The organism is Streptomyces sp. MA5143a (assembly GCF_900290235.1).
Taxonomy (GTDB): domain Bacteria; phylum Actinomycetota; class Actinomycetes; order Streptomycetales; family Streptomycetaceae; genus Streptomyces.
Window position 1 is genome coordinate 60,156 of sequence record NZ_OLMK01000087.1, and the last position, 16,751, is coordinate 76,906.

Below are 16,751 nucleotides of genomic sequence, written 5' to 3' on the forward strand. Positions count from 1 at the left end.
CCACGGCGCGGCCGGCCGGGGGTGTCCGCTGACTGACCCGAGAGCGCGAGGGTCGCCACGCCCCAGGCCACGACGACCCCCTCCTGCCCCCAGCTCGCCGCGCCGTCCCCGCCGGGCGGCAGCCACGCGTACAGCCAGTGCGCCACCAGGACGTGCCCCGCCCACAGCGCGCCCATCGCCGACCAGGCGGCCTTGCGGTGCCCGGCGACCGCGCTGAAGCAGCCCACGGCGACGGTGAGGAACACCGGCCCGTACGGGTAGCCGGCGCCCAGATAGACCATGGCGGTCGCGGCCGTGCCGAAGACGACCACCACCGGCCGCCGCCAACGCCAACAGGACACGGGCGAAGGGGTCGAGGAGGGCCCGCTCGCCCTCCTGCATGTCGGCGGCGTTCGAGGCGACCAGCGAAGACGGTGAACGCCAGGGTCGAGCGCCAGGGCCATGGGTGTCGCGACGCGTCACCGTCCGGGCGGTTCCACCACGGCGGCGCACCGTGCCAACGGTGCCGACGCCCACCACCGCCCCACCCCGGGGAACCGTCCGCTCCCGCACCCTGCTCCGCCATGACGGCCACGCTGGACGCCGGGCCCCGCCCCCGGCGTCACCCGAGCGAGGTGATCACACATACTCCCCGGGACGTACGCCGACCCGCCCCGACCACCCCGCCTGCCTCGCCTCCACCGCCCGACCTGCCTCGCCCCGTCGAGTGACCCCGGCGCGCCTCAGGCGCTCCTTCGCGCCCCGGCCCGCCTCAGTGCTCCTTCGCGCCGGACCTCGGGTACACGAGGCCCACATGGTGGGCGAGCTGGCCCGCCGCATGGCGGAAGAACGTCCCCCGGTCCTCGACAACCCGGTTGAACTGCCCGAACACCTCGAAGTTGACCAGCCCGAACAGCTGCGCCCACGCCCCGATCAGCACGACGACCACCTCCGGCGGCAGATCGGGGGCGAGATCCTCGGCCATGCGCCGCGCCTCGGGCCCCAACTCCGCGGGCAGCTTCCACTGGGCGACACCCTTGTCCTGGTAGGCGTCCCGCACGATCCCGATCAGCAGCAGCCCGACCCGGGCGGCGGCCGGCACCGTCGTCGAGGGCGCGGTGTAGCCGGGGACCGGCGAGCCGTAGATCAAGGCGTACTCGTGCGGTCGTGCCAGCGCCCACTCCCGCACCGCCTCGCACACGGCGACCCACTGTCGCGCCGGACCCTCCCCGCTCACCTTCGCGTACGCCGCCTCGGCGGCCTCACCGAGGGAGTCGTACGCGTCGATGATCAACGCGGTGAGCAGTTCGTCACGGCTGGGGAAGTAGCGGTACAGCGCTGAGGAGACCATGCCCAGCTCGCGGGCGACGGCGCGGAGCGACAGCTTGGCGGCGCCCTCGGCGGCGAGCTGGCTGCGGGCCTCGTCCTTGATCGCGGCGGTGACCTCGGTCCGGGCGCGGGCGCGGGCTCCTTGTGCGGTGCTCATGTGCAGCAGTGTGCCACAGAGGCAGAGCACTGCACACAATCGAGTGCAGCGCGCACAAAAGAGAGCACTGCTCTTGCTTTGGAGCACCAGTCCCGTGCACACTGCTCTCAAGCGAGAGCACCGCTCTCTCAACGGCTCACCGAGCACCCCAGGAGGGGACCATGTCGTCGACCCACTACATCAAGGTCAGCGCCGTCGACCGCGCCGTCAACAACGCCATCGGCTGGCTCGCCCGGCGAGGCGTCAGTTTCCTCGGTACGGCGGAACTGTCCGTACGCGGTCGCAAGAGCGGCGAGTGGCGACGTCTGCCGGTGAACCCGCTGCCGTACGAGGGCGGCCCCTACCTCGTCTCGGCGCGCGGCCACTCCGAGTGGGTGCGGAACATGCGGGCGGCGGGCGGGGGCCGGCTCCAGGTGGGGCGCCGGGTGCAGGAGTTCACGGCGGTCGAGCTGCCCGACGAGGAGAAGCCGGTGGTCCTGCGGACCTACCTCAAGAAGTGGGGCTGGGAGGTGGGCCGCTTCTTCGGTGAGGTCAACGCCGACTCCACGGACGAGGAACTGCTCGCCGCCGCCCCGAAGCACCCCGTCTTCCGGATCACCATCAAGAAGTGACCGGCCGCGAGGCGCGGACCGGAGGACAGCGCACCGCAACGCGACCGGGATCGGCCCCCGCCCGGCCCCGCCCCACACACACGCCGGAGCCCCGTCCATCCAGCCACCCCCGAGCGGCAGCCCCAGCCCCAGCCCCAGCCCCAGCCCCAGCACGCCTAACGGTCGAACGCCGTCAGCGCGCGCTGGGCGATCGGGTGGGTGCGCACGATCTCGCCCAGCGACGTCGAGCCCCGCGTGATGTCGACGAACGCGCGCCACGCGGGCCGGAAGCCGGTGATCGCCGCGTGGAACAGGCCGGGCCGCCGCTCGAAGGCGATCAGCAGACGCTTGCCGACGCTCATCTCGACGCCGAGGCCGGCCTTGACGGCGAACGCGTAGTTCAACGCCTGCCGCCGGGTGTCCACCGCGTCGTGCGCCTCGGCGATACGGACCGCCCACTCCCCCGCGAGCCGCCCCGAGCGCAGCGCGAACGAGATGCCCTCACGCGTCCACGGCTCCAGCAGCCCCGCCGCGTCCCCGCACACCAGCACCCGCCCCCGGGACAGCGGCGAGTCGTCGGCGCGGCAGCGCGTCAAGTGCCCGGAGGAGACGCTGGGTTCGAAGCCGGCGAGACCGAGCCGTCCGATGAAGTCCTCCAAGTACCGCTTGGTGGCGGCGCCTTCGCCGCGCGCGGAGATCACGCCCACCGTCAGCGTGTCCCCCTTGGGGAAGACCCATCCGTAACTGCCGGGCATGGGGCCCCAGTCGATGAGGACGCGGCCCTTCCAGTCCTCGGCGACGGTCTCCGGGACGGGGATCTCCGCCTCCAGGCCGAGGTCGACCTGGTCCAGCTTCACACCGACGTGCGCCCCTATGCGGCTGGCACTGCCGTCCGCGCCGACCACGGCCCGCGCCAGCAGCGTCTCGCCGCCCTGGAGGACGACGGCGACCGTGCGGCGGTCCGGTACGGCAGAGCCGTGCTGCTCGACACGGGTGACCGTGACGCCCGTGCGCAGTTCGGCGCCGGCCTTCTGCGCGTGCTCGACGAGCTGCTGGTCGAACTCGGGCCGGTTGATCAGCCCGAAGAGCATCTGCTTGGACTTGCGCGTACGGGAGTAGCGGCCGTCGAGGGAGAAGGTGACGGCGTGCACGCGGTCCTTGAGGGGCAGTTCGAAGCCGGGCGGCAGTGCGTCCCGCGAGGGGCCGATGATGCCGCCGCCGCAGGTCTTGTACCGGGGCAGTTCGGCCTTCTCCAGCAACAGGACGCTGCGTCCCGCGACCGCCGCCGCGTAGGCGGCCGAAGCCCCCGCGGGCCCCGCGCCCACCACGACGACGTCCCACACCCGCTGTACGTCGTCCGCCGAAGAGTTCTCGCTGCTCACGATGGTCTACTGCTCCCGATCCAGCCGCCTGCCGCACCTTTCCCACGCATCCTACGGCGGTCGTCACCGAGAGTCGCTGTGGGAGGATCGGCAGCGCGTGCGCCCTACACCGATACACCGGGTACGCGCGTACGTACGCACACCCACAGAAGCACAACGTCGCACCCACGAGGAGCGTGCCCATGTCGTCGCACCCGGTCGCCGAGACCGTCGCCTCACTGATGCCCAGGGCGAAGGAGGAGCTGACCGAGCTGGTGGCCTTCAAGTCGGTGGCGGACTTCGACCAGTTCCCGAGGAGCGAGAGCGAGGGCGCCGCGAACTGGGTCGCCGACGCGCTGCGGGCCGAGGGCTTCCAGGACGTGGCCCTGCTCGACACCCCCGACGGCACCCAGTCCGTGTACGGCTGCCTGCCGGGACCCGAGGGCGCGAAGACCGTCCTGCTGTACGCGCACTACGACGTGCAGCCGCCGCTGGACGAGGCCGCCTGGGTCTCACCGCCGTTCGAGCTGACCGAGCGGGACGGACGCTGGTACGGGCGCGGTGCCGCCGACTGCAAGGGCGGCGTGATCATGCATCTGCTGGCGCTGCGCGCGCTCAAGGCGAACGGCGGCGTCCCCGTCACCGTCAAACTGATCGCCGAGGGCTCGGAGGAGATGGGTACGGGCGGGCTCCAGCAGTACGCGGAACAGCACCCCGAGCTGCTCGCGGCCGACACCGTCGTCATCGGCGACGCCGGCAACTTCCGTGCCGGGCTGCCGACGGTCACCGCGTCGCTGCGCGGCATGATCCTCATGCGGGTACGGATCGACGCCCTGGAGGGCAACCTGCACTCCGGGCAGTTCGGTGGCGCGGCGCCCGACGCGCTGGCCGCGCTGATCCGCGTCCTCGACTCGCTGCGCGCCGCCGACGGCACGACGACCGTCGACGGGCTCGCGGGCGACGGCACCTGGGACGGTCTGCAGTACGACGACGAGCGGTTCCGTGAGGACGCCAAGGTGCTCGACGGTGTCGAACTGGTCGGGTCCGGCACGGTCGCCGACCGGATCTGGGCGCGCCCCGCCGTCACCGTGCTCGGCATCGACGCCCCGCCGGTGGTCGGGGCGACCCCGTCGATCCAGGCGAGCGCCCGCGCGCTGATCGGGCTGCGGGTCCCGCCGGGCGGGGACGTCCAGGAGGCGATGAAGCTGCTGGAGGCCCATCTCCTGGCGCACACCCCGTGGGGTGCCCGGGTGAGCTGCGAGCCGATCGGCCACGGCCAGGCCTTCCGCGCCGACACCTCCAGCCCGGCGTACGAGGCGATGGCCGCGGCCATGGCCGTCGCCTACCCGGGCCAGGAGATGCAGTACGCGGGCCACGGCGGCTCGATCCCGCTGTGCAACACCCTCGCCGCCCTCTACCCGCGGGCCGAGATCCTCCTCATCGGCCTCAGCGAGCCGGAGGCGCGGATCCACGCGGTGAACGAGAGTGTGTCGCCGGACGAGCTGGAGCGCATGGCGGTCACGGAGGCGCTGTTCCTGACGGAGTACGCGGCGAGCTGAGCGGACGAGGCGTCCCCGGGGCGGCACCGCCGCCCACCGGGGGCGCCGGACGCGCCTTTCGTGCACGGGGCAGGGGCGGCCGTCACACGGGGGCGCCCGCCTCCAGATAGAACGCGGCGCCCCGCTCCCGGGCCCGCAGGGCCCACCGCAGCCGTTCGTAGCGGACCGGTGGCAGCAGGTCCGCGGCCTCCTCCTCCGTGACGAAGCGCCAGCCGCGCAGCTCGGGGCCGGGCAGTACGGGCCGCTGGGACCCGGCGGCGTCGAGGCGGCCGCCGTCGAAGAGGAGGCGCAGTCCGCCGTATCCAGGGGGCGAGGGGGACTCCCAGTCGACGACGAGCAGGCGGGGTACCTGGTCGAGGCGTATCCCGGTCTCCTCGACGACCTCGCGCATGCCCGCGCGGGCCGGTGCCTCGCCGGGCTCCACGACACCGCCGGGGAACTCCCAGCCGGGCTTGTAGGTCGGGTCGACGAGCAGGACCCGGTCGTCGTCGTCGAACATCAGTACCCCGGCGGCCACGGTCTCCGCGGTCGGCTCGGGGGTCTGCACGATGTCGCACACGGGTACGTCCCCGTCGCGTACGGCGTCGGCGATGCGCCGCGCCGTCTCGTACGGGGTGAGGGCGCTCGTGTCGACGAGGTGGGCGTCGGCGGTGAGCCAGCCGCCGAGGGCGGCGCGGTAGGGCGCGATGTGGTCGTACGCCCATTGACGCATCCGCATCTCGCCGTCGGGGAGGTCAGGCGGTATGTCCCGCCCCGCTATTCGCTCCCGCAGGATCGTTTCGGCCGGTGCGAGGAGCACATGCCGTACGGGGATGCGGCGGGCGGCGAGACCGCCGAAGATCTCGTCGCGGTACTCCTGGCGGAGCAGGGTCATGGGGACCACGAGGGTGCCGCCCAGCTCGGCGAGCAGCGCGGCGGCGGTGTCGACCACCAGCCGACGCCAGCTCGGCAGGTCCTGGAAGTCGCCGACCTCGGCGAGGCGCTTGGCCGGCAACAGGTGCGTCAGTGCGCCGCCGATGACCTCGGGGTCGAAGAGCGTGCTGTTCGGGATCAGGTCGATCAGTTCCCGTGCGGTGGTGGTCTTCCCCGCACCGAACGCACCGTTGATCCAGACGATCACGGTTCCCCCTCTTCTGTTGACCCCCTGAGGCTTGCCCTCCACTACGACGCGGAAACCAGCCGCTGATGAGGAGGTGAAATACACGGTGGCGGGTTCCCACCGCTTGGGAACCCGCCACCGTGTCGTACGAGGCGGACGGGGGAACCCGCCGCTCCCGGCGGAGGGCGTCAGCCCTTCTTGCCGGCCTTGCCCTGCTTGCCGGCCTTGCCCTGCTTGCCCGTGGCGCCTCCCAGGGCGTCGCCGCCGACCGCCAGGCCGTCGTCGGCGACCGTCCTGCCGACCGTGTCGAGGGTTCCCTCGACATCCAGTTTGCTCAGCCCGTCGGCCTTTCCGAGGGCGTCCGCGGCGTCGAGGCCGTGCGACGGCGTGATGGCCGCGACGACGAATCCGGTGGCGAGGGAGGCGATGGCGAGCATGCTGCGCTTCTTCATGCCCCGCTCAACGCGCCACCCCACCACCGAGTCACGGCCACCCCACCGTTTCCCCCACCAACTGCGCCCCAGTCCGGCCACCCCGGCCACAGCAGACCCGAGGGCACCAGCAGCACCGGGCGTCGACAGCGACAGCACCGGCCGACGACAACCACAGCACAAGGCTTCACCAGCCGCGGCAGCGGGCGCCGGCAACCGCGGCACCGCTTGACGCCGCGCCCCAGCGGAGTACGGGCCCCGGCGACGACCCGCCGAGTCCGTCCTCGAAACGACTGGGCTGGTCAGCCCCGTTGGACCGGCCCACGGCGAAGGCCGCCGGCCGGCCCGCCGCCGAGCTGCCGGCCCGGGAGGCGTCGTGTCCCCCGCCGGCCGTCGGCCCCTGGCCGTACCGGCAGGTCGGCCGGGCGAACCGGGGAGGGCGGGATACCGGACAGCGACCCGACCTCCCGGCCGGCCCGCCGGAAGACCGCCCCGTTTCACCACGCCCCGGTCACTGCCCCCGCCCTCCCCGGCCCGTTCGCCGACGTGGCGGCGCCCCGCCTCAGCGACCCCGTGCCAGCGCCGCCGCGGCTGCTCCCACCAGGCCCGCGTCCGTGCCCATCTCGGCCGGGGCGACGGTCAGGTGCTGGACGAAGGACAGGGCCGCGTAGTCCTTGAGGGCGGCTCGGAGCGGCGCGAACAGCACGTCGCCGGCGCCCGCGACGCCGCCGCCGATGACGGCGATGTCGATCTCGACGAGCGTGGCGGTGGCGGCGATACCGGCCGCGAGGGCCTGCGCGGCCCGTTCGAAGGAGGCCACGGCGACGGGGTCGCCCGCGCGGGCGGCGGCGGCGATCGCGGCTGCGGAGGTGTCACCGTCGGGGCCCGGCCGCCAGCCGTTCTCCAGGGCGCGGCGGGCGATGTTGGGGCCGCTCGCGATCCGCTCGACGCAGCCGCGGGCACCGCACGGACACGGGTCGCCGTCGAGGTCGACGCTGATGTGGCCGATGTGGCCGGCGTTGCCGGTCGGCCCGGCGTGGAGTCGGCCGCCGAGGACGAGGCCGCCGCCGACGCCCGTCGACACCACCATGCACAGCGCGTTGTCATGGCCGCGGGCGGCGCCCTGCCAGTGCTCGGCGGCGGTGATGGCCACGCCGTCCCCGATCAGCTCGACGGGCAGTCCACCCGTGGCTGCCCGGACCCGGTCGACCAGCGGGAACCCGCGCCAGCCGGGGACGTTGACGGGGCTGACCGTGCCGGCGGAGGCGTCCACCGGGCCCGCGCTGCCGATCCCGACGACCGTGGCGGCACCCCACCGCGGGGCGGCGGTCAGCTCACCGACGACCTCCTCGACGGCCCGCATCACGGTGTCGCCGTCCTCACGCGCGGGCGTCGGGCGCTGCGCGCGCACCAGGATCCGGCCGTGGCCGTCCACCAGCGCCCCGGCGATCTTGGTGCCGCCTATGTCGAGCGCGGCCACGAGGTCGGTCTGCATCAGTGTCAGTTCTCCCGCTCCGAGTCTCCTCCCGGGCACCCGGATCCTGCGGCGCCCGGATCTCCGGCCGGAAAAACGGGCTGCACGACGCTCGCCTGGTGGGGGGCGCCGGCCAGAGAATGCGATAGACAGTCTCCCCCGGCTGTGACAACGTTGTCCAGGCTCTATGCTCGACGCCACATCCTCAACAGCCGTACACATCCGACACGCACCACCCATGACACCACCGCGCCTCGGGTACCGACGAGAGCCGAAGCCGCGGGGTCATGACCACCGACACCACCTCAGGACAGCGCAGCCGGTGCCCGACGCCGACGACCAGGACCGCGAGCACGGTGACCACCCGACCGATGAGGACCGGCCGGTGCGCACCGACCGGACCTGAGCACCGCGGGACCCATGGCCACGACGACACCGCGGCCCTCGGGACACGGCACCACCGGCCACGCACGGGGACGACAGGACAGGACAGCGCAGAGTGCCCGAGACCGCCCGCAGCATCGCCCGCAGACCGGAGAACCGGTACGGAAACCGTCCGACGATGAAGGACGTCGCCGCCCGGGCCGGCGTGGGCCTGAAGACCGTCTCACGGGTGGTGAACGGCGAACCGGGCGTCACCCCGGACACCGAGCGCCGGGTGCAGGAGGCGATCGACGCGCTCGGCTTCCGGCGCAACGACAGCGCGCGGGTGCTGCGCAAGGGCCGCACGGCGAGCATCGGCCTCGTCCTGGAGGACCTCGCCGACCCGTTCTACGGCCCCCTCAGCCGGGCGGTGGAAGAGGTGTCCCGCGCCCACGGCTCGCTCCTCATCAACGGTTCGAGCGCCGAGGACCCGGACCGGGAGCAGGAGTTGGCGCTGGCACTGTGCGCGCGCCGCGTCGACGGGCTGGTGATCATCCCGGCCGGTGACGACCACCGCTATCTGGAGCCCGAGATCAGGGCGGGCGTCGCCACGGTGTTCGTGGACCGGCCCGCCGGGCGGATCGACGCCGACGTCGTGCTGTCGGACAGCTTCGGCGGCGCCCGTGACGGTGTCGCCCACCTCATCGCGCACGGGCACCGCCGCATCGGGTTCATCGGCGACATGCCGCGCATCCACACGGCCGCCGAGCGTCTGCGCGGCTACCGGGCGGCCATGGAGGACGCGGGCATACCGGTCGAGGACACCTGGATGTCCCTGGGCGTCACCGACCCCGAGCGGGTGCGCCGGGCGGCCGAGGAGATGCTGTCCGGTCCGGCACCGGTGACGGCGGTCTTCGCGGGCAACAACCGTGTCACGGTGACGGTCGTACGGGTCCTCGCCGCGCACGCCCGGCGGGTCGCCCTCGTAGGGTTCGACGACTTCGAGCTGGCCGATCTGCTCCAGCCGGGCATCACGGTGATCTCCCAGGACCCCGCCGGGATGGGCCGGACCGCCGCCGAGCGGCTGTTCCAGCAGCTGGACGGTTCCCTGCTCGCCCCGGAGCGCATCGAGCTCCCGACCCGGCTGATCGCCCGCGGCTCGGGCGAACTGCCGCCCGAGGACTGAGCCTTGGCGCCCCCCGACCCCCGTACGCTGGAGGCGCTCGGCCTCGACGTGGCGCCCCGCGAGGACCCGCTGAGCTATCCGGGCGCCTGGCCCGAGGCGTCCGCGCTCCTGGACGGCAACCGCATGCTGCCCCTGGACAGGCTGCGCTTCGAGGACCGTGTCCCCGTGCTCTCGGTCGGCTCCAACGCCTGCCCCGCGCAGCTCGTGCACAAGATGGCGGAGCACGGTGTGGAGTGCCGCGTCCCCATGGTCAGGGCCAGGGTGACGGGCATCGGGATCGGTGTCTCCGCCCATGTCAGCCTGCTCGGCTATCTGTCCGCGTCACCGTTCCGCTCCCCCGGCGCGACCCGCGACCTGTTCATCACCTGGCTCGACGAGGCGCAGCTCGCCGTGATCGACACCAGTGAGGGCGCCGACTCGCCGACGGGGAACTTCCATCGGGCCGCCCTGCCCGCCGCCGACTTCCCCGTCGAGCTGGAGTCGGGCGACGTCCTGGACGCCGCCTGGATCTACGTCAACCGGTGGGGCGTCCTGCGCGACGGCGGGCCCGGCCCTCGCCCCCACCCCGGCCGGCAGCGTCCGCTGCTCACCGAACTCCTGGCGGCGTCGGCCGAGTTGCGTGAGCTGTTCGGCACGACGCCCGACGAGTTCTGCGCCCGGGCGCGTGGCGACCGTGCCCTGTGCGCCCGGGGGCGGCAGCTGTTCGCGGAGAAGAGGTGGACGACGACCTCGGGGCTTGAGCCGTACGTACGGCCGCATCCCCGGTCACGGCGGCCGACGGACCCTCAGCAGACCGGGAGGCCGGGCACCGCGGCGTCGTTGTCGCCGCCCTTGACGTAGACGACACTGACGAAGACGTCGCGGTTGCCGCTGTCGTCGTCGGTCTTGGCCCACCAGACGTTGGTCCAGCGGCCGGAGGTCTCGCGGCGGCCCGTGTTCTGCTGACAGTAGAAGTAGTTGGTGCCGGCCTTGAGGACGCCGACCTCGGTACCGGCGGCGTCGTAGGACTTGGCGGTGGACCACACGGTGCAGTTGTACTTACCGCCGCCGATCGGGTGACAGACCGGCTCCTCGGTGGCACCGCCGCCGGTGGTCCCGCCGGTCGTGTCGCCGCCGGTGGAGCCGCCCGAGGACTCCGAACCGCCCGTACCCCCGCCCGTCGTGCCTCCGCCGGCATTCTTCGACGGGGAGGCGGACGGCTCCGGCCCCTTGCCGTCGTCCTCCTTGGGCTTGTCGCTCGGGTCCGGCTTCTCGTCGTCCTTCTTCTTGTCCTCGGAGTCGTCCGAGACGTCGACCGCGTCCCTGTCGGCGCCCTTGGACGGCGTGGCGCCGGTCGAGTCGGTGGGCGCGGACCAGGCTCCCGTCCCGGAGTCGTCGCCGCCGTTCACCAGGGCGAACGTGACCCCGGTCGCGGCGAGGACCACGAAGACGGCCACCGCGGCGAGCAGGGCGCGCCCCTTGCGGCGCCGGGGGTTGCCGGAAGTGGACACGGTGGTGACGACACCCGAGGCGGGGACCTGGGGCTGTGCGCCGGAGCCGGTGCCGTCGACCGACGGGGACGCTCCGGTCCCGGCCCCCGGGATCGGCTGCGGCGGCCCGAAGCCGGCGCCCGCACCGGGACCGGCAACCACACCCGCACCCGCACCCGCACCCGCGGTACCGAAGCCGCCGCCCGCGCCCGCCGTGGGCGGGCCGAAGCCCGGGGGCACCGAGGGCACGCTGCGCTCGGTCTCCGGTCCGCGCGGTGCCTTCGGGCCCGTGGCCCCCGATGCCGGTGTGGCGGAAGCGGCGCCCGAGGCCACCGCCTCCAGCAGTTCCCGTGCGCGGGACGCGTCGGGACGGTGCTCGGGGCGCTTGTCCATGAGTTGGAGCAGCACGGGCGCGAGGGGGCCGGAGCGCCGGGCGTCCGGCAGCGGTTCGGACACGATCGCGGTCAGCGTCGACCAGGTGGAGGTACGGCGGAACGGGGAGGTGCCCTCGACGGCCGCGTACAGGGTGGCCCCGAGCGCCCAGACGTCGGAGGCGGGGCCGGGGTCGTTGCCCTGGGCGCGCTCGGGGGCCAGGTAGTCGAGGGAGCCGACGAGTTCGCCGCTACGGGTCAGATGCGTGGCGGAGCCGTCGTTCGGGTCCTCCATGGTGGCGATGCCGAAGTCGGTGAGGACGACCCGGCCGGAGCGGTCGAGGAGGATGTTGCCGGGCTTGACGTCGCGGTGGAGCACCCCCACCTGGTGGGCGGCGGCCAGCGCGTCCATCACCTTGGCGCCGATCGCGGCCGCCTCGCGCGGGTCGAGCAGGCCCCGGTCGCGCAGGACGTCGTCCAGGGAGGGGCCGTCGACCAGCTCCATCACGATCAGGGGGCGGCCGTCGACCTCGGCGACGTCGTGCACGGCGACGACCCCGGGGTGCCGGATCCGGGCGGCGGCCCGGGCCTCGCGCTGCATCCGCAGTCCCAGATCGGCGAGTTCGGGCGCGTCGGCGTCGGTGTAGGTGCGTAGCTCCTTGAGGGCGACCTCGCGGTGGAGCACCTCGTCCACGGCCCGCCAGACGACGCCCATCCCACCGCGTCCGAGCTGCCGCACGATCCGGTACCGCCCGACGAGGAGCCGTCCGACGCCGTCCGCCTGTTCGTTCGCCCCCGAAGACACCAGTGCCCCGTTCCTCTGAACACGTCAATGAGTGGGCGTACAGACTACGGTGCCGCGGGGACGGCTCGGACCAGCGGCGACCGCTGTCACAGGACCGCTACACGACCGGCCGGAATCAGTGGCCGGAAACAGTCAGGTCCGCCCTGCGGGGCGTGGCGAAGCCCTCCAGGTCCGCGCGGGTCAGTCCGGTCGCACCGGACACCTCGTCGATGTCGAGGGCGCCGCAGTCGAGGCCGCGCAGCAGATAGCCGCTGAGGGCCTTGGCGGTGGCGGGCTCGTCCATGACGTCGCCGCCGGCGCGGTTCGCGTAACGGGAGAGGCGGGCGGCGGCCTGCTCGTAGCCCTCGCGGTAGAAGGCGAAGACGGCCGCGTAGCGGGTCGGGAGGTGCCCGGGATGCATGTCCCAGCCCTGGTAGTAGGCGCGGGCCAGCGCGCGGCGGGTGAGGCCGTAGTGGAGGCGCCAGGCGTCGTGGACCTGTTCGCTCGGACCGACCGGAAGGACGTTCGTCGAACCGTCCGAGACGCGGACGCCGGTGCCCGCCGCGGCGACCTGCATGATCGCCTTGGCGTGGTCGGCGGCCGGGTGGTCGCCGGCCTGGTGGGCGGCGGAGACCCCGAGGCAGGCGCTGTAGTCGAAGGTGCCGTAGTGCAGTCCGGTGGCGCGGCCCTCGGCGGCGCCGATCATGCGGGCGACGGTGGCGGTGCCGTCGGCGGCGAGGATGGCCTGGCTGGTCTCGATCTGGATCTCGAAGCCGATCCGGCCGGAAGCGAGACCGCGCGCCTTCTCGAAGGCCTCCAGCAGGCGGACCATGGCGGTGACCTGCTCCGGGTACGTCACCTTGGGCAGGGTCAGGACGAGCCCGTCGGGCAGGCCGCCGGCCTCCAGCAGGCCGGTGAGGAAGATGTCGAGGGTGCGGATGCCCCGGTCGCGCACCGGTGCCTCCATGCACTTCATGCGGATGCCCATGTACGGGGCGGCCGTGCCGTTCGCGTACGCCTGCCCGATCAGCCGGGCGGCGCGGGCGGCGGCCTCGTCCTCCTCTGCGTCCGGGCGCGGCCCGTAGCCGTCCTCGAAGTCGACGCGGAGGTCCTCGATCGGTTCGCGTTCCAGCTTGGCGCGGACGCGGTCGTACACGGGGCCGGCGAGGTGGTCGGGGAGGCCGAGGACGGCGGCGAGGGACGCGGCGTCGGGGGCGTGCGCGTCGAGGGTGGCGAGGGCCCGGTCGCCCCAGGTGCGGAGGGTGTCGGCGGCGAACGCGTCGCCGGGGACGTAGACGGTGTGCACCGGCTGGCGGGTGCCGGGGTCGCCGGGGTAGCGGCGCTCCAGTTCCGCGTCGACGGGAGCGAGGGAGGCGCTGATCTCCTCGCTGACGGCGCCCACGAGACTCGTCGCCACGTTCTCCTGCCGACCCTGCCCCATTCCGACCTCCACCTTCCGCTCTACGGAATCAGCAATCCGCATGACGAAGCTAATCGGGGATCTTGACCCGGGTCAACACCGTCCCGGCGTGGGATTCCCCATGCTTCCCCCTGGTCACCGCTATCCCACCGCCTTCTTCCGTATTCATTCGGCAAGCTTCATCCTGACTCCCAAGGGGAGGAGATCGCGTGCCGAACGAGGCCGGAGTGACACGCCGCCAAGGACTCAAGTCCGCGGCGGTGGCCGCCATCGCCGCACCATTGCTCACCACGGCGGGCTCCACACAGCCCGCTGCCGCCGGCGAGTACGCGGGCGCGCTGAACGTCATGACGTTCAATGTGCGCTTCGCGACCGTCGTCGACGAGACGCCCCGCTGGACGGCCCGCCGTCCGGTGATGCGGGCGTTGCTGCGCCGCGAGCGGCCCCACCTCATCGGCACCCAGGAGGGCCTCTACCAGCAGCTGCGCATGATCGAGAAGGATCTCGGCGGGCACTACGACTGGATCGGCACCGGCCGTGGGGGTGGCAGCAAGGACGAGTTCATGGCGATCTTCTACGACACCCGCCGACTGGAACCGATCGAGTTCGACCACTTCTGGTTGTCGGACACCCCGTACACGATCGCGTCCAACACCTGGGGCGCGGACTGGCTGCGCATGGTGACCTGGGTCCGTTTCGCCGATCTCGCCGACGGGGGACGGGAGTTCTACGCCCTGAACACCCATCTGGACAGTGTCAGCCAGTACGCCCGCGAGCGGTCCGTGGGGCTCATCGGCAAGACGATCGCCGGGTGGGACCGGTCGTTGCCGGTCGTCGTCACCGGTGACTTCAACGCGGCCGCCCACGACAACCGGGTGTACGACGGGATGCTGGACATCGGCCTCGTGGACGCCTGGGACGCGGCGGGCTCGCGCAGCGAGGCATACGGCACCTACCACGGCTACAAGGGGCTCAGACCGGGTGGGCGGCGGATCGACTGGATCCTCACCTCGCCCGGCGTCACCGCCAACTGGGCCGCGATGAACACCTTTTCGATGGACGGGCTGTACCCGAGCGACCATCTGCCGGTACAGGCCTCACTGACCCTGGGATGAGCGAAGGCCCCCGCGACCGTCGTACGGTCGCGGGGGCCTGTCAGCGCCGGGAGGCTCAGCCCTTGCGGACCTTGATCTCCTCGGTGAGCTGCGGGACGACGTCGAAGAGGTCGCCGACGACGCCGTAGTCGACGAGGTCGAAGATCGGGGCCTCGGCGTCCTTGTTGATCGCGACGATGGTCTTCGAGGTCTGCATACCGGCACGGTGCTGGATCGCGCCGGAGATGCCGGAGGCGATGTACAGCTGCGGGGAGACGGACTTGCCGGTCTGGCCGACCTGGTTGGTGTGCGGGTACCAGCCGGCGTCCACCGCGGCACGCGAGGCGCCGACGGCCGCGCCGAGGGAGTCGGCGAGGGACTCGATCAGCGCGAAGTTCTCCGCGCCGTTGACGCCACGGCCACCGGAGACCACGATCGCGGCCTCGGTCAGCTCCGGACGTCCGGTCGACTCACGCGGGGTACGGCCGGTGACCTTGGTGCCGGTGGCCTGCGCGGAGAAGGTGACGTCCAGCGCCTCGACGGCGCCGGCGGCCGGAGCGGCCTCGACTGCGGCCGAGTTGGGCTTGACCGTGATGACCGGGGTGCCCTTGGAGACACGGGACTTGGTGGTGAAGGACGCGGCGAACACCGACTGCGTCGCGACCGGACCCTCGTCGGAGGCCTCCAGGTCGACGGCGTCGGTGATGATGCCCGAGCCGATGCGCAGCGCGAGGCGGGCGGCGATCTCCTTGCCCTCGGCGGAGGAGGGGACCAGCACGGCGGCCGGGGAGACGGCGGCGACGGCGGCCTGGAGGGCGTCGACCTTCGGGACGACCAGGTAGTCGGCGTACTCGGCGGCGTCGTGCGTGAGGACCTTGACCGCGCCGTGCTCGGCGAGCGTGGCGGCGGTGTCGGCGGCACCGGCACCCAGCGCGACCGCGACGGGCTCACCGACACGGCGGGCCAGGGTCAGCAGCTCCAGGGTGGGCTTGCGGACGGCACCGTCCACGTGGTCGACGTAGACGAGAACTTCAGCCATGGGAATGGTTCTCCTAGCGGAATTACGAAGTCTGAGGGGGCGTAAGGGAGTTGGGCTCGGCCGGGCCGCAGGGGGCCGGGCCGGGCCGCGGGGGCCTTAGATGAACTTCTGGCCCGCGAGGAACTCAGCGAGCTGCTTGCCGCCCTCGCCCTCGTCCTTCACGATCGTGCCGGCGGTGCGCGCGGGACGCTCGGCCGCGGAGTCGACGGCCGTCCAGGCGCCCTCCAGACCGACCTCCTCGGCCTCCAGGTCGAGGTCGGACAGGTCCCAGGACTGCACCGGCTTCTTCTTCGCCGCCATGATGCCCTTGAACGACGGGTAACGGGCCTCGCCCGACTGGTCGGTCACGGAGACCACGGCCGGCAGGGACGCCTGAAGCTGCTCCGAGGCGGCGTCGCCGTCACGACGACCCGTGACCACACCGTCCTCGACGGACACCTCGGACAGCAGGGTCACCTGCGGCACGCCCAGACGCTCGGCCAGCAGGGCCGGGACGACGCCCATGGTGCCGTCGGTGGAGGCCATGCCGGAGATCACCAGGTCGTAGCCGGCCTTCTCGATCGCCTTGGCCAGCACCAGGGAGGTGCCGATGGCGTCGGTGCCGTGCAGGTCGTCGTCCTCGACGTGGATCGCCTTGTCCGCGCCCATCGACAGCGCCTTGCGCAGCGCGTCCTTGGCGTCCTCGGGCCCCACGGTCAGCACGGTGATCTCGGCGTCGTCGGCGTCCTCGGCGATCTGCAGCGCCTGCTCGACGGCGTACTCGTCCAGCTCGGAGAGCAGACCGTCCACGTCGTCACGGTCGACGGTCAGGTCATCGGCGAAGTGCCGGTCGCCAGTGGCGTCGGGCACGTACTTCACAGTGACAACGATCCTCAAGCTCACGCCGGCTCTCCTACTGCATCGTCATTTCTGGGCTGCCTGCTATGGAGGCAGCATAGGCGCCTGAAGCGGCCGATCCCGATCGGGGCGACCTGCGCTCCGGTCGGAATATTACTCGCCAGTACGACGCCTACCGTCCCGCATCTCATCCCCGCTAAGCAAGCGCT

Annotated in this window: 14 protein-coding genes and 1 pseudogene; 5 read left to right on the plus strand and 10 right to left on the minus strand. The window is 72.7% G+C overall.

Translation table 11 applies throughout. The features are described from left to right. Positions 1-38: 38 nt before the first annotated feature. Together SMA5143A_RS32295 and SMA5143A_RS32300 are read right to left on the minus strand one after the other, a co-directional pair. Positions 39-565, minus strand: a pseudogene (locus SMA5143A_RS32295) (sensor histidine kinase); the annotation flags it as partial. 186 nt (positions 566-751) lie between these two features. Continuing rightward, on the minus strand, positions 752-1,465 hold the full coding sequence (locus SMA5143A_RS32300; protein ID WP_107466429.1) for a TetR/AcrR family transcriptional regulator: 714 nt from the start codon (positions 1,463-1,465) through the stop codon (positions 752-754). Between the two features lie 161 nt (positions 1,466-1,626). Between SMA5143A_RS32300 and SMA5143A_RS32305 the strand changes: the two genes are divergently transcribed. After that, the gene (locus tag SMA5143A_RS32305) at positions 1,627-2,076 is read left to right on the plus strand and encodes a nitroreductase family deazaflavin-dependent oxidoreductase (RefSeq protein WP_107466397.1); all 450 of its coding nucleotides are present in this window, start codon (positions 1,627-1,629) and stop codon (positions 2,074-2,076) included. Positions 2,077-2,231: 155 nt separating this feature from the next. Here the strand turns inward: SMA5143A_RS32305 and SMA5143A_RS32310 are convergent, their stop codons facing one another. Continuing rightward, on the minus strand, positions 2,232-3,437 hold the full coding sequence (locus SMA5143A_RS32310; protein WP_107466398.1) for a geranylgeranyl reductase family protein: 1,206 nt from the start codon (positions 3,435-3,437) through the stop codon (positions 2,232-2,234). 182 nt (positions 3,438-3,619) lie between these two features. On the opposite strand from SMA5143A_RS32310, the gene SMA5143A_RS32315 reads away from it, so the two are divergent. Further along, a complete protein-coding gene (locus SMA5143A_RS32315; RefSeq protein ID WP_107466399.1) occupies positions 3,620-4,975 on the plus strand; it encodes a dipeptidase in 1,356 nt (451 codons plus the stop codon). Between the two features lie 82 nt (positions 4,976-5,057). Here SMA5143A_RS32315 and SMA5143A_RS32320 read toward each other — a convergent pair whose 3' ends face one another. The 3 genes from SMA5143A_RS32320 to SMA5143A_RS32330 form a co-directional block, all read right to left on the minus strand. Then, a complete protein-coding gene (locus SMA5143A_RS32320) occupies positions 5,058-6,095 on the minus strand; it encodes an NUDIX hydrolase (RefSeq protein ID WP_107466400.1) in 1,038 nt (345 codons plus the stop codon). Positions 6,096-6,262: 167 nt separating this feature from the next. Next, complete coding sequence (locus tag SMA5143A_RS32325; protein ID WP_107466401.1) at positions 6,263-6,526, minus strand: hypothetical protein; 264 nt, start codon at positions 6,524-6,526, stop codon at positions 6,263-6,265. A gap of 541 nt (positions 6,527-7,067) precedes the next feature. Then, positions 7,068-8,000, minus strand: coding sequence for an ROK family protein (locus tag SMA5143A_RS32330; RefSeq protein WP_107466402.1), 933 nt, complete (start codon positions 7,998-8,000; stop codon positions 7,068-7,070). A 478-nt stretch (positions 8,001-8,478) separates the two neighbouring features. Between SMA5143A_RS32330 and SMA5143A_RS32335 the strand changes: the two genes are divergently transcribed. Both SMA5143A_RS32335 and SMA5143A_RS32340 read left to right on the plus strand, forming a co-directional pair. Then, a complete protein-coding gene (locus SMA5143A_RS32335; RefSeq protein ID WP_107466403.1) occupies positions 8,479-9,528 on the plus strand; it encodes a LacI family DNA-binding transcriptional regulator in 1,050 nt (349 codons plus the stop codon). A gap of 3 nt (positions 9,529-9,531) precedes the next feature. Next, on the plus strand, positions 9,532-10,368 hold the full coding sequence (locus SMA5143A_RS32340; protein ID WP_107466404.1) for a hypothetical protein: 837 nt from the start codon (positions 9,532-9,534) through the stop codon (positions 10,366-10,368). Here the strand turns inward: SMA5143A_RS32340 and SMA5143A_RS32345 are convergent. Together SMA5143A_RS32345 and SMA5143A_RS32350 are read right to left on the minus strand one after the other, a co-directional pair. After that, complete coding sequence (locus tag SMA5143A_RS32345; RefSeq protein WP_107466405.1) at positions 10,314-12,173, minus strand: serine/threonine-protein kinase; 1,860 nt, start codon at positions 12,171-12,173, stop codon at positions 10,314-10,316. The genes SMA5143A_RS32340 and SMA5143A_RS32345 overlap by 55 nt on opposite strands. Before the next feature lie 115 nt (positions 12,174-12,288). After that, a complete protein-coding gene (locus tag SMA5143A_RS32350; RefSeq protein WP_107466406.1) occupies positions 12,289-13,593 on the minus strand; it encodes a DUF6986 family protein in 1,305 nt (434 codons plus the stop codon). A gap of 188 nt (positions 13,594-13,781) precedes the next feature. Here SMA5143A_RS32350 and SMA5143A_RS32355 point away from each other — a divergent pair, with 188 nt between their 5' ends. Then, positions 13,782-14,687 carry an endonuclease/exonuclease/phosphatase family protein gene (locus SMA5143A_RS32355; RefSeq protein WP_107466407.1) on the plus strand — a complete coding sequence of 302 codons (906 nt, stop codon included), beginning with the start codon at positions 13,782-13,784 and terminating at the stop codon, positions 14,685-14,687. 55 nt (positions 14,688-14,742) lie between these two features. Here the strand turns inward: SMA5143A_RS32355 and SMA5143A_RS32360 are convergent, their stop codons facing one another. Beyond that, positions 14,743-15,705, minus strand: a complete 963-nt coding sequence (locus tag SMA5143A_RS32360; protein ID WP_107466408.1) for an electron transfer flavoprotein subunit alpha/FixB family protein — start codon at positions 15,703-15,705, stop codon at positions 14,743-14,745. Between the two features lie 96 nt (positions 15,706-15,801). After that, entirely contained in the window at positions 15,802-16,587 is a 786-nt protein-coding gene (locus SMA5143A_RS32365) for an electron transfer flavoprotein subunit beta/FixA family protein (RefSeq protein ID WP_107466409.1), read from the minus strand. Positions 16,588-16,751: the final 164 nt, after the last annotated feature.